The 12123-nt window shown below is 66.4% G+C and carries 13 protein-coding genes; 3 read left to right on the forward strand and 10 right to left on the reverse strand.

Annotated features, from left to right (window positions below; translation table 11 throughout):
* Window positions 1-242 precede the first annotated feature (242 nt).
* Window positions 243-1067, reverse strand: coding sequence for a pyrroline-5-carboxylate reductase (gene proC / locus AC1DQ3_RS06010; RefSeq protein ID WP_477119269.1), 825 nt, complete (start codon window positions 1065-1067; stop codon window positions 243-245).
* A gap of 45 nt (window positions 1068-1112) precedes the next feature.
* On the reverse strand, window positions 1113-1829 hold the full coding sequence (locus tag AC1DQ3_RS06015; protein ID WP_477119270.1) for a YggS family pyridoxal phosphate-dependent enzyme: 717 nt from the start codon (window positions 1827-1829) through the stop codon (window positions 1113-1115).
* 64 nt (window positions 1830-1893) lie between these two features.
* Between AC1DQ3_RS06015 and AC1DQ3_RS06020 the strand changes: the two genes are divergently transcribed.
* The 3 genes from AC1DQ3_RS06020 to AC1DQ3_RS06030 all read left to right on the forward strand — a co-directional run bounded on the left by AC1DQ3_RS06020 (window position 1894) and on the right by AC1DQ3_RS06030 (window position 4845).
* On the forward strand, window positions 1894-2937 hold the full coding sequence (locus AC1DQ3_RS06020) for a type IV pilus twitching motility protein PilT (protein ID WP_477119271.1): 1044 nt from the start codon (window positions 1894-1896) through the stop codon (window positions 2935-2937).
* A gap of 34 nt (window positions 2938-2971) precedes the next feature.
* Window positions 2972-4111: a PilT/PilU family type 4a pilus ATPase gene (locus AC1DQ3_RS06025; RefSeq protein WP_477119272.1), complete on the forward strand. Its 1140-nt coding sequence runs from the start codon at window positions 2972-2974 to the stop codon at window positions 4109-4111.
* A gap of 242 nt (window positions 4112-4353) precedes the next feature.
* Entirely contained in the window at window positions 4354-4845 is a 492-nt protein-coding gene (locus tag AC1DQ3_RS06030) for a glutathione peroxidase (protein WP_477119273.1), read from the forward strand.
* 143 nt (window positions 4846-4988) lie between these two features.
* On the opposite strand, the gene AC1DQ3_RS06035 is transcribed toward AC1DQ3_RS06030, so the two are convergent.
* From AC1DQ3_RS06035 to AC1DQ3_RS06070, 8 genes are all read right to left on the reverse strand, one after another.
* Window positions 4989-5714: an LrgB family protein gene (locus tag AC1DQ3_RS06035; RefSeq protein ID WP_477119274.1), complete on the reverse strand. Its 726-nt coding sequence runs from the start codon at window positions 5712-5714 to the stop codon at window positions 4989-4991.
* The gene (locus AC1DQ3_RS06040; RefSeq protein ID WP_477119275.1) at window positions 5711-6106 is read right to left on the reverse strand and encodes a CidA/LrgA family protein; all 396 of its coding nucleotides are present in this window, start codon (window positions 6104-6106) and stop codon (window positions 5711-5713) included. Before AC1DQ3_RS06040 ends, AC1DQ3_RS06035 begins: the two co-directional genes overlap by 4 nt.
* 112 nt (window positions 6107-6218) lie before the next feature.
* Window positions 6219-7478 carry a glycolate oxidase subunit GlcF gene (gene glcF / locus AC1DQ3_RS06045; protein ID WP_477119276.1) on the reverse strand — a complete coding sequence of 420 codons (1260 nt, stop codon included), beginning with the start codon at window positions 7476-7478 and terminating at the stop codon, window positions 6219-6221.
* 55 nt (window positions 7479-7533) lie between these two features.
* A complete protein-coding gene (gene glcE / locus AC1DQ3_RS06050) occupies window positions 7534-8637 on the reverse strand; it encodes a glycolate oxidase subunit GlcE (protein ID WP_477119535.1) in 1104 nt (367 codons plus the stop codon).
* Window positions 8638-8697: 60 nt separating this feature from the next.
* The gene (locus AC1DQ3_RS06055) at window positions 8698-9639 is read right to left on the reverse strand and encodes an ion transporter (RefSeq protein WP_477119277.1); all 942 of its coding nucleotides are present in this window, start codon (window positions 9637-9639) and stop codon (window positions 8698-8700) included.
* A gap of 2 nt (window positions 9640-9641) precedes the next feature.
* The gene (locus tag AC1DQ3_RS06060; protein ID WP_477119278.1) at window positions 9642-11135 is read right to left on the reverse strand and encodes an FAD-linked oxidase C-terminal domain-containing protein; all 1494 of its coding nucleotides are present in this window, start codon (window positions 11133-11135) and stop codon (window positions 9642-9644) included.
* A 261-nt stretch (window positions 11136-11396) separates the two neighbouring features.
* Window positions 11397-11927, reverse strand: coding sequence for an N-acetyltransferase family protein (locus AC1DQ3_RS06065; RefSeq protein ID WP_477119279.1), 531 nt, complete (start codon window positions 11925-11927; stop codon window positions 11397-11399).
* Window positions 11924-12082 (reverse strand): hypothetical protein, encoded by a 159-nt coding sequence (locus tag AC1DQ3_RS06070; RefSeq protein ID WP_477119280.1) that lies wholly within the window; start codon window positions 12080-12082, stop codon window positions 11924-11926. The genes AC1DQ3_RS06065 and AC1DQ3_RS06070 overlap by 4 nt, the downstream gene beginning before the upstream one ends.
* Between the last annotated feature and the right edge of the window lie 41 nt (window positions 12083-12123).

A 12123-nucleotide genomic window follows, 5' to 3' on the forward strand; every position in this document is an offset into this window, starting at 1 on the left:
AAGAGCGGCCGGGACCCAAACTCGCATCGCCTTAAGGCGATACTCAAACATGGGTCCCTCTTTTCCGCTCTTTTCGCCTGCCGACGAGGCGCCCCATACGGCCTGGCGAACCTTCACGGCTCGCTTCGCATCGCGGGTGGGTGTGGACCGCCCATCGGGCGCTCCACACGGCTACACCGAATCTTGATCGGGCGGTATCGCTTTTTTTTATTCGCGCTGGTTGGTTCCCCTACCCATGAACCTCAGTCCTTTCCGAACTCCGCCCCCATTTCAGTCGCCCGGGCTGCGGCCGCATGCATCGCCTTGGCGAAAGCCTCGCCGATGCCGGCGGTTTGCATCGCGGTGAGCGCTGCGTAAGTCGTACCGCCCTTGGACGTCACGCGCTCGCGCAGTACGCTGACAGGCTCTTCGGATTGCGCCGCCAGTGCCGCCGCGCCACGGAAGGTTTCCACCGCGAGCGCACGTCCCTGGCTGGCAGTCAGGCCGAGTTCGGCAGCTGCCTTCTCCATCGCTTCGATGAAATAGAAGACATAGGCCGGGCCGCTGCCGGAGATGGCGGTGACCGCGTCGATCTGCGCGTCGCCTTCCACCCACTCGCACTTGCCCACCGCCTCGGCCAGCGCGCTGGCGATCTCGCGGTCCTGCCGCGGCAGGCCGGGCACGGCGGCCAGGCCGGTCATGCCCATGCCGGCCAGCGCCGGGGTGTTGGGCATGGCGCGCACCAGACGGGTGCGGCCGCCGAACCAGCGCTGCATGTCGGCCAGGCGGATGCCGGCGGCCACGCTGACGATCAGGTTGTCGCCCAGGTGCGGCAGCAACGACGCCGCCGCTGCGCGGAATTGCTGCGGCTTGACTGCCAGCACCAATACATCGCTGGCGCCGAAGGCCGGGTCGGGCGCGCCCGCGGCATGCACGCCGAGGTCGCGCCGCAGGCGCGCCTGGGCTTCCTCGAAGGGATCGGCCACGCGGATCGAAGTGGCCGGCACGCCCCGGGCGATCAGGCCGCCGATCAGGGCGGTGGCCATATTGCCGCCGCCGAGGAAACCAAAGGTGAGTGTGTCGAGCATGTCGGTCTCTTGCTGGGAATCGTCTAGGGAGAGTGGCGCCGGCGTTCAGCCAGGCGTCGCGGGCGCGGCGGCATGGTCGCGCGCGCCGAAAATGGCGGTGCCGATGCGCACCAGGGTGGCGCCCTCGGCGATGGCGGCTTCCATGTCTGCAGACATGCCCATCGACAAGGTGTCCACCGCCAGCCCGTCCGCGCGCAAGGCATCCAGCAGCGTGCGCAGTGCGGCGAAGGGTCGGCGCTGGGCCGTCACATCGGTCACCGGTTCGGGAATCGCCATCAGGCCGCGCAGCCGCAGGCCGGGCAGCGCCGCCACGGCGCGCGCCAGGGCGGGGACTTCGTCCGGCGCCGCACCGCTCTTGCTGGCTTCTCCGCTGATATTGACCTGCAGGCAGACTTGCAGCGGCGCCATGCCGGCGGGACGCTGTGCCGACAGGCGCTGCGCGATGCGCAGGCGGTCGATGGCGTGGACCCAGTCGAAATGTTCGGCCACGGTACGCGTCTTGTTGCTTTGCAGGGGGCCGATGAAGTGCCAGCACAACGCGGCGCGCAAGTCGTCAAGCCGGGCGATCTTGTCCACGCCCTCCTGCACGTAGTTCTCGCCGAAGGCGCGCTGGCCGGCCTCGAAGGCGGCCCGCACGGCGGCGGCGGGAAAGGTCTTGGAAACCGCCAGAAGCGTGACTTCACCGGCCGGCCGCCCGGCGTGTTGTGCGGCCGCCTCGATGCGCCTGTGGACGGCTTGCAAGTTGGCGGCGATTACAGACATAATCCGGCGAACATATCAGGAAGTACAACGAAGTACGACAAAAAATAGGGTGGGGTCATTATAGATGGACATCGCACAGCTATTAGCTTTCGCCGTCAAGAACAAGGCGTCCGATCTCCATCTCTCGGCAGACATGCCGCCGATGGTGCGTATCCACGGCGATATGCGCCGTATCAACGTGGCCGCGATGGGTCACAAGGATGTCCACGCCATGATGTACGACATCATGAGCGACACCCAGCGCAAGCAATATGAAGAACGGCTGGAGATCGATTTCTCCTTCGAGATCGCCAGCCTTTCGCGTTTCCGCGTCAATGCGTACAACACGCAACGCGGCGCGGCCGCGGTGTTCCGGACCATTCCCTCCAAGGTACTGACGCTGGATGACCTGCACGCGCCGGCGGTGTTCGCCGACCTGTGCATGAAGCCGCGCGGCCTGGTGCTGGTGACCGGCCCCACGGGCTCGGGCAAGTCCACCACGCTGGCGGCCATGGTCGACCACCGCAACGATCAGGACATGGGCCACATCCTCACGGTGGAGGACCCGATCGAGTTCGTGCACACGTCCAAGAAGAGCCTGATCAACCAGCGCGAGCTGGGGCCGCACACGCACTCCTTCGCCAACGCGCTGCGCTCGGCCCTGCGTGAGGATCCGGATGTGGTGCTGGTGGGTGAATTGCGCGACCTGGAAACCATCCGCCTGGCCCTGACCGCGGCCGAAACCGGCCACCTGGTGTTTGCCACGCTGCACACCAGCTCGGCCGCCAAGACCATCGACCGTGTCGTCGACGTGTTCCCGCCGGAAGAAAAAGACATGGTGCGCACCATGCTGTCCGAATCGCTCGAGGCCGTGATCTCGCAGACGCTGCTCAAGACGCGCGACGGCAACGGCCGTACCGCGGCGCACGAGATCATGATCGCCACGCCGGCGATCCGCCACCTGATCCGCGAAAACAAGATCGCGCAGATGTACTCGATGATGCAGACCAGCAGCGGGCTTGGCATGCAGACGCTGGACCAGTGCCTGTCGGACCTGATCAAGCGCGGGCTGATTGCCTACAGCGACGCGCGCGCCATTGCCAAGAACCCGGACTCTTTCACTGGCTGAGGCGAGGCTGCCGCATCCGAACCAGGACACCGCCATGCTCGATCACGAATCCGCCGCCAAGTACATCAATGACCTGCTCGAGCTGATGGTGAGCAACCGCGGCTCCGACCTGTTCATTACCGCCGATTTCCCGCCCGCGATCAAGGTGGACGGCAAGGTCACGCCGGTGTCGCAGCAGCTGCTCAACCCCGCCCAGGCGCTCGGCCTGGTGCGCTCGATCATGAACGAACGCCAGTCCCGCGAGTTCGAGAACACCCGCGAGTGCAACTTCGCCATCGCGGTGCCCAATGCCGGGCGCTTCCGGGTCTCGGCCTTTATCCAGCAAGGCAAGGCGGGCATGGTGGTGCGTACCATCAATACGCGCATCCCTTCCGTGGAGGATCTCGACCTGCCGCCGGCGCTGCATGACATCGTGATGTCCAAGCGTGGCCTGGTGATCGTTACCGGCGCCACCGGCTCGGGCAAGTCGACCTCGCTGGCGGCCATGCTCGATCACCGCAACGCGCACTCCTACGGGCACATCATCACCATCGAGGACCCGATCGAATACGTGCACGCGCACCAGAACTGCATCGTCACGCAGCGCGAGGTCGGCATCGATACCGACTCCTGGCTCGTGGCGCTGAAGAACACCCTGCGCCAGGCGCCCGACGTGATCCTGATCGGCGAAATCCGCGATCGCGAAACCATGGAATATGCGATGCAGTACGCGGAGACGGGCCACCTGTGCCTGGCCACGCTGCACGCCAACAACGCCAACCAGGCCATCGACCGCGTGGTCAATTTCTTCCCCGAGGAGAAGCGCCAGCAGTTGCTGATCGACCTGTCGCTGAACCTGAAGGCGATGGTGTCGCAGCGCCTGTTGCCGCGCAAGGGGAAGAAGGGCCGCGTGCCAGCGGTGGAAATCATGATCGGCACGCCGCTGGTGGCCGACCTGATCTTCAAGGGCGAGATCCACGCGCTCAAGGAAGTCATCAAGAAATCGCGCGAGCAGGGCATGGTCTCGTTCGACCAGGCATTGTTCGATTTGTACGAGGCCGGCAAGATCACCTACGAAGATGCGCTGCGCAACGCCGACTCGCTCAACGACCTGCGGCTGATGATCAAGCTGCACGGCACCCTGGACCGCGAGACCGACCTGGGTGCCGGCACCGAACACCTGAATGTGATCTGACCTGCCGCCAGCGCGGCGCTTGCCCCTCTAGTATCCTGAATCTGAAATTCGTTGAGAAAATAAGTGTGTCGAGAAGGCGTGCGAGCCTAGGAACGAAGCGCAGCAAGGCTGGAGCCTTGCGAGCATTCGTGACGACGGATCGCGCGTCTTGTCGGCGGACTTATTCAACGAATTTGTGATTCAGGATACTAGTACACTGTTCGCGCCGCCGGCACCCAGCCGCGCCATCCGAGGAGCCTGTCATGAGCAACGTCTACCAGTTCGAAGCCAGTTCCCTTGCCGGCCAGCCGGTATCGCTGTCGCAATTCAGCGGCAAGGTGCTGCTGATCGTAAATACCGCCAGCGAGTGCGGCTTCACGCCTCAATACGCCGGCCTGCAAGCGCTGCAGGAGCAGTACGCGCAGGGCGGCCTGGAAGTGCTGGGTTTTCCCTGCAACCAGTTCGGCAAGCAGGAGCCGGGCGACGCCGGGCAGATCGGCCAGTTCTGCGAGTCGCGCTTTCACGTCACCTTCCCGATGTTCGGCAAGATCGACGTCAATGGCGCCGACGCGCATCCGCTGTATCGCTGGCTGACCTCCGAAAAGCCGGGCGTGCTGGGCCTCCAAGCGATCAAGTGGAACTTCACCAAGTTCCTGCTGCGCCGCGACGGCACGGTATTCAAGCGCTACGCGCCCACCACCAAGCCCGCGGATATCAAGGCCGATATCGAGAAGCTGCTGGCGGAGCCGGCCTAGTCCGCCGTAATTAGTCGTTGGTGCCTATCGGAGACGGGGATTTCAAGCCAGTGGATCCGTCCGCTCATGATGGGGTTTCTCTCAGGGGTAATGGAGAGACGGATCATGCACGGGGGCTCCTGACAACGTCCTGCCAGCAGGGATCAGCGCGGCATCCATGTCGCCAGCATCGGCACCATCACGGCGGTCAGCACGCCGTTCAGGCCCATGCCGAGCGCGGCGAAGGCGCCGGCCTCCTGGTTGACCTGGAAGGCGCGCGCGGTGCCGATACCGTGCGCCGCCACGCCGGTGGCGAAGCCGCGCACGGTGTAGTCGGTGATGCCCAGCAGGTTGAGCAGCCTGGTGGCGCTGACGGCGCCGATGATGCCGGTGCCCATCACCAGCACGGCGGTGAGCGACGGCAGGCCCCCGATCTTCTCGGCCACGCCCATGGCGATGGGAATGGTGACCGACTTGGGTGCGAGCGAGCGCACCGTCTCGGGCGAAGCACCCAGCAGCCACGCGATGCCCACGGCCGATACCACCGCGACCAGCGAGCCCGCCAGCAGTCCGCCCAGCAGCGGCAGCACGTGCTGCCGCAGCTTGGGCAATTGCATGTAGAGCGGCACCGCCAGCGCGACGGTGGCCGGTCCCAGCAGGAAGTGGACGAACTGCGCGCCGTCGAAATACGTCTTGTAAGGCGTGCCGGTCACCGTCAGCAGCGTGACCAGGATGGCCACCGCGATCATCACGGGATTGGCCAGCGGCGAAAAGCGCGCGCGCTCGTAGACGCGGAAGGCGAACACATAGGCCAGCAAGGTGGCTGTCAGGCCCAGCAGCGGGCTGGCGGCGAGGTAGACCCAGATTTCGTTGAGGCGCGGCGTCATCATGCCTGCTCTCCCGGTGCTGCCTGGGCAGTGGCTGTGCCTGCGATTTCAGGCGGCCGCGGCTTGCCCATCAGGGCACGCGCCACCAGCGCCGTGGTAGCGATCGCCAGCCAGGTGGAAAGCACCAGCGCCACCACGATCGGCATCCATTCCCCGCCGATGCGGTGCGCATGCACCATGATGCCCACGCCGGCCGGCACGAACAGCAGCGACAAGTGCTTGAGCAGCTCGGACGTGGTGCCCTGGATGACCGGCAGCAGCCGGTTGTCGAAGGTGAGCCAGCCGAACAGCAGGATCATGCCGATCACCGGGCCGGGCACGGGCAGGCTCAGGGCGTAGCTGAGCGCCTCCCCGATGGATTGGAAAACCAGGAGGATGGCGAAGGTTTGAAGCATGTGAGCGTGGAGCGAAGAGATTCGGGGGCGAAAGCCATCGCATGGTACCCCGGAGCGGCCTGGCTTGCCTGCTTGTTTGCTCCCCTCACGGGAGAGAGAGCGACAGCCGTCGTCATTCCCCCAACATCCGATCGACCAGTTCGATCCAATGCATCACCGGCGTCCCGGTGCCGCTTTGCAAATGCGTGATGCACCCGATATTCGCCGACACGATGGCATCAGGCTTCGAAGCCTGCAGATTGGCGAGTTTCTCATCACGCAACCGGTAGGACAACGCCGGCTGCAGTACCGAATACGTGCCGGCGGAGCCGCAGCACAGGTGGCTGTCGGCGCAGAGCCTGACTTCCACGCCAAGGCCGCCCAGCAACGCCTCCACCTTGCCGCGGATCTGCTGGCCGTGCTGGAGGGTACATGGTGGGTGATATGCAACCCGCTGGCCGTTGCTGCTTTTGCCGCCTTGCCCCTCGGCGGCAATGGCCTGCAGGTTGTCGGAAAAATCCGGCAGCAGCTCCGACAGATCCTTGGTCAGCGCCGAGATCTGCCGGGCGCGTTCCGCGTAGCGCGTATCGTTGCGCAGCAGGTGCCCGTATTCCTTGACCATCGCGCCGCAGCCCGACGCAGTCATCACGATGGCCTCGGCGCCAGCCTGCACCGCTGGCCACCAGGCATCGATATTGCGCCGCATATTGTCGAAGCCGCCGTCGTGGTCACCAGTGTGGTAGCGCACCGCGCCGCAACAACCGGCTTCGCGCGCCACCACCAGTTGCACGCCGAGGCGGTCGAACACGCGTGCCGTGGCGGCATTGATGTTGGGCGACATCGATGGCTGCACGCAACCGTCGAGCAACAGCATCTTGCGCGCATGCGAGTTGCGCGGCCAGGTGCCGGCGTCCATCGGCTGCGGCACCTTGTTGCGCAGGGCTTGCGGGAGCAGCGGGCGAAAACGCTGGCCCAGCCGCATGGCCGGCCCGAACAGCGCGGGCCGCGTCATGCTCTCGCGCAGCGCCCAACGCGCGAAACGCTCGCGCGCGGGGCGCTGGATGCCTTGCGCTCCGAGACGATCGTCGACGACCTTGCGGCCGATATCGACCAGCCGGCCATACTTCACGCCCGAAGGGCAGGTGGATTCGCAATTGCGGCAGGTCAGGCAGCGGTCCAGGTGCAGGCGCGTGCTTTCCGTGACGGGCTGGCCCTCCAGCACCTGCTTCATCAGGTAGATGCGGCCGCGCGGCCCGTCCAGCTCGTCGCCGAGCAACTGGTAGGTGGGACAGGTCGCGGTGCAGAAGCCGCAGTGCACGCATTTGCCGACGATGGACTTGGCTTCTTCGCCGTCGGGCGTGTCGCGCAGGAATTCGGCCAGGATGGTTTGCATGGTTCGGGGACTCTCTGATGCCTTGGCTGGGGATCGGAAGGGCGTGGCGTGCGGCTCAGAGGCCGGCGTACATGCGCTGCGGGTTGAAGATGCCTGCGGGGTCGAAGCTGGCCTTGAGGCGCTGGTGGATGGCGGCCAGCGGCGCCGACAAGGGCGTGAACACACCCACCGACTTGTCGCCATTGCGGAACAGCGTGGCGTGGCCGCCCGCGGCCTTCGCGGCGGCGCGCACGAGGTTGCTGTCGGCCGCGCTGTCGGGGCCGCCCAGCCACCAGCGCTGGCCGCCGCCCCATTCGATCAGTTGGCCACCGGGCAGCGCCAGCGGCGTGGCGGTGGTCGGTACGGCAATGCGCCACAGCGCCTGGCCGGCCTGGGCCGGGGCGAAGAATGGGTGGCTTTGCTCGCGCAGCGCGCGCCACAGCGCATCGGCCTCACCCGGTTCGACGGCTTCGCCGCCAAGCCGCGCGCGGGCGGCACGCAGCGCGGCCGCCGCGCCCGACAGCCGCAGGTGCAGCACGCCGTCGTGCCAGGCCGAGGCCGCAATCGGCAGCGGCTGGCCGCCCCACTGGTTGAGACGGTCAAGCGCCTCGGCCTCGCTCAGCGCAAAGCGCAGCGTGGCGTCGTCGAATGGCATCGGCAAGACCTTGAGCGAGACTTCCAGGATCAGCCCAAGCGTGCCGAGCGATCCCGACATCAGGCGCGACACGTCATAGCCGGCCACGTTCTTCATCACCTGGCCGCCGAAATTCAGGATGTCGCCACGGCCGTCCATCACCTGCGTGCCCAGCACGAAATCGCGCAGCGCACCGACCGCTTGCCGGCGCGGGCCGGACAGGCCGGCGGCTACAGCGCCGCCCAGGGTGGCCACAGCGCCGCCATTGCCTCCCGCGCCGAAATGCGGCGGCTCGAAGGCCAGCATCTGGCGCCGCTGCGCCAGCGCCGCCTCGATCTCCGCCAGCGGCGTGCCGCAGCGCGCGGTGATGACCAGTTCAGGCGGGTCGTAGTCGACGATGCCGCTATAGGCGCGCGTGTCCAGCATTTCCCCCTGCAGTTGCTGGCCGTAGAAATCCTTGCTGCCGCCGCCCCGCAGGCGCAGCGGCGCGCGCGTGTCGGTGGCGTGCCGGATGGCATCGCGAAAGGCGGTGAGGGTGGCTTGCAGGTCGGCTGGCATGGTGGCTGGCTGGCGTTGGCGTTGGCGTTGGCGCTGGCGTAAATGGGGTCAGGCCGAGGAGGGCGGGCGGTCCGGTGGCGCGCCGGGTGTGATCCGCTCGCTCTCGTCCTGGTAAGGCGGCAATGCGTTGCCGCAATGCTTGCAGAAGCCGGCGTCGGGATCGTGCCCTTCGGTCAGGCAGTGGGTGCAGGTACGCGTGGTCAACGGCCGCTTTATGATGCTCGCGGCCAGCTCGGCGCCGACGATGCCGGTCGGAAAGGCGATGATGCCGTAGCCCAGCAGGATGGTCAGCGAGGTGACGAACTGGCCCAGCGGGGTCTTGGGCACGATGTCGCCGAAGCCGGTGGTGGTCAGCGTCACCACCGCCCAGTACATGCTGACGGGGATGCTGGTGAAGCCGTGCTGCGGACCTTCCACCACATACATCACCGTGCCCAGGATCACGGTGATGATGAACACCGTGCCGAGGAAGACGAAGATCTTGCGCCGGCTGTTGGCCAGCGCGCGGTACAGGATCTGCGCTTCCTCGAAATACACCGTCAGCTTGAGGATCCGGAACACGCGCAGCAGCCGCAGCAGGCGCACGTCGATCAGGAAGGCCAGTTCCGGCACGAAGAAGGCGAGCCAGGTCGGGATGATCGACAGGAAGTCCACCACGCCGAAAAAGCTGAACACGTAGCGCAACGGACGCCGCACCACCAGGATGCGCATTGCGTACTCGGCGGTGAACAGCAGCGTAAACAGCCACTCCAGCACCGTAAACACGCGGCCCAGCCGCAGGTTCGCCGCCGGCAGGCTGTCGAGCACGACAGTCAGCACGCTGGCCACGATGGCCAGCAGCAGGACGATATCGAACAGCCGCCCGTTGCGCGTGTCGGCCTCGAAGATGATGCGGTACCAGCGCTCGCGCCAGCCCGATTCGGGCTTGCCCAGGCGCTGGCGGGTCTGCGCGCTCAGGCGCTCGCGCTGTGTGGTCTCTTGACTGGTCATGTTCAGAAACGAGGCAGGTCGGGATGCGGCAGCAACCCGCGCTTCACATGCATGCGGCCATACTCGGCGCAGCGCGCCAGCGTGGGAATCGCCTTGTCGGGGTTGAGAAGCCGCGCCGGGTCGAAGGCCGCCTTGACGCCGAAGAACAGCTCGCGCTCCTCCGGCGAGAACTGCACGCACATGGAGTTGAGCTTTTCCACGCCCACGCCGTGTTCGCCGGTGACGGTGCCGCCCAGTTCCACGCAACTCTCCAGTATGTCGGAGCCGAACAGCTCGGCGCGGTGCCATTCGTCCTGGTCCGCACCATCGAACAGGATCAGCGGATGCATATTGCCGTCGCCGGCGTGGAATACGTTCATGCAGCGCAGGCCGTACTTGCGCTCCATCTCCTCGATGCGCTTGAGCAGCGTGCCGATGTGCTTGCGCGGGATGGTGCCGTCCATGCAGTAGTAATCCGGCGAGATGCGCCCCGCCGCAGGGAAGGCGTTCTTGCGCCCGCTCCAGAAGCGCAGCCGCTCGGCCTCGCTTTGCGACACCGCGATGCGGCTGGCGCCGGAGGCGCGCAGCACCTCGCTCATGCGCTCCACCTCCTCGGCCACCTCTTCCGGCGTGCCGTCGGATTCGCACAGCAGGATGGCGGCGGCATCGAGGTCATAGCCGGCGCGCACGAATTCCTCCACGGCGGCGGTGGCGGGCTTGTCCATCATCTCCAGCCCGGCGGGGATGATGCCGGCGCCGATCACGTCGGCCACCGCGTTGCCGCCCTTGGCCACGTCGTCGAAGCTGGCCATGATCACCTGCGCCAGCTGCGGCTTGGGGATCAGCTTGACGGTGACCTCGGTCACCACCGCCAGCATGCCTTCCGAGCCGATTACGGCGGCCAGCAGGTCCAGCCCCGGCGCGTCGGGCGCTTCCGAGCCGAACTCCACCACCTCGCCCTCCATCGTCACGGCGCGCACGCGCAGCACGTTGTGCACGGTCAGGCCGTACTTCAGGCAATGTACGCCGCCCGAGTTCTCGCTGACGTTGCCGCCGATGGTGCAGGCGATCTGCGACGAGGGATCGGGCGCGTAATACAGGTTGTACGGCGCGGCAGCCTCGGAGATGGCGAGATTGCGCACGCCCGGCTGGACCACTGCGGTGCGCGAGAGCGCATCCACCTTGACGATGCGCTTGAACTTGGCCAGCGACAGCACCAGGCCGGTGGCAATCGGCATGGCCCCGCCCGACAGGCTGGTACCGGCGCCGCGCGGCACCACCGGCACTTGCAACGCGTGGCACAGGCGCAGGATCGCGCAGACCTGTTCCTCGTTGTCGGGCAGCGCCACCGCCATCGGGATCTGGCGGTGGGCCGCCAGGCCATCGCACTCGTAGGGCACGGTGTCCTCGGGCTTCCACAACAGGGCCGCATCGGGCAGGATTTTCGCCAGGCCTTCGAGCAGCGCGTTGCGGCGCGTGGCGTCGGTGACCAGTGAAACTTCGTGCGGGGCGTTCATGGCAACTCCTGTAATGGCCGCCAGCGTCCGCCATGGCAGGGCGGAAGCAGGTGGGGAGCAAGGACTATAGCGCAGCCTGGTGACCGCGAAGCCTTGCGGCAACGTGAATTCCGCATGGCAGGCCGATCAAAATCGCTCATGACGGCATTGGGCCGGGACGTGTCATGCGGGCGGCGGCGGCGAGGATCCTCGCGGGCCGGCCGGTACCAGTCCAGCTTAGCACCGGCATGGCGCAAGGCGGAAACGGGGCGCTTTTTATGGTCAGCGCGGCGCCAGCATGTGCACCATTTCCAGCTTGTCGTGATAGTCCGGTGCCACATGGAGCGCCTGCGGCTCCACGCCGTAGCGCACGAAGCCCATGGCCTCATAGAGCGCAATCGCCGGCGTATTGATGACATTGACGCTGAGCGTGACCTGGCGCAGGCCGGGCATGGCGGCAGCCACCGCCATCGCCTGTTCCATCAGTTGCCGCCCGAGGCGCCGGTCGCGATAGCCCGGAGCCACGTACATGCCCCAGATAAACGCCTTATGGCGCTGCTTGGCCTTGTCCTCGCGCATCACCCCGACCACGCCAGCCAGCGCGGTGCCGTCCCCGGTAGCATCGAAGGCGCCGATCACGGCCTTTTCGGGCGTTGCCTCAAGGGCGCCGGCGATGGTGGCCAGCGCCAGGTCACGCTCTTCCTCGAAGCTGGAACCGAAGGCGGCGGGCGCCTCAAGCAAGCCTTCGAGGCGCAACGCCTGGAAGGCGCTGGCGTCGTTGGGGGTGAGCAGGCGGATCTGCATGGGCATCATGCTGGTTCCTGGTTGGCAATCGCGGGCAGCCGTCTGGCGCGTCGTTCCCGATATGCCTTGACTGCCCATTGGATCGGGCCAACTACCACGGGCATGCCGGCCACGGAGATGCATGCGATGAAGCCGGGTACCAGCGACAGCTTCAGGGCTAGCATCGGCAGGGTTCCTCTTCGTTGATGTTCAGGTTCGGGTTTGG

The sequence above is a fragment of the Cupriavidus sp. 01T418 genome (assembly GCF_056398885.1).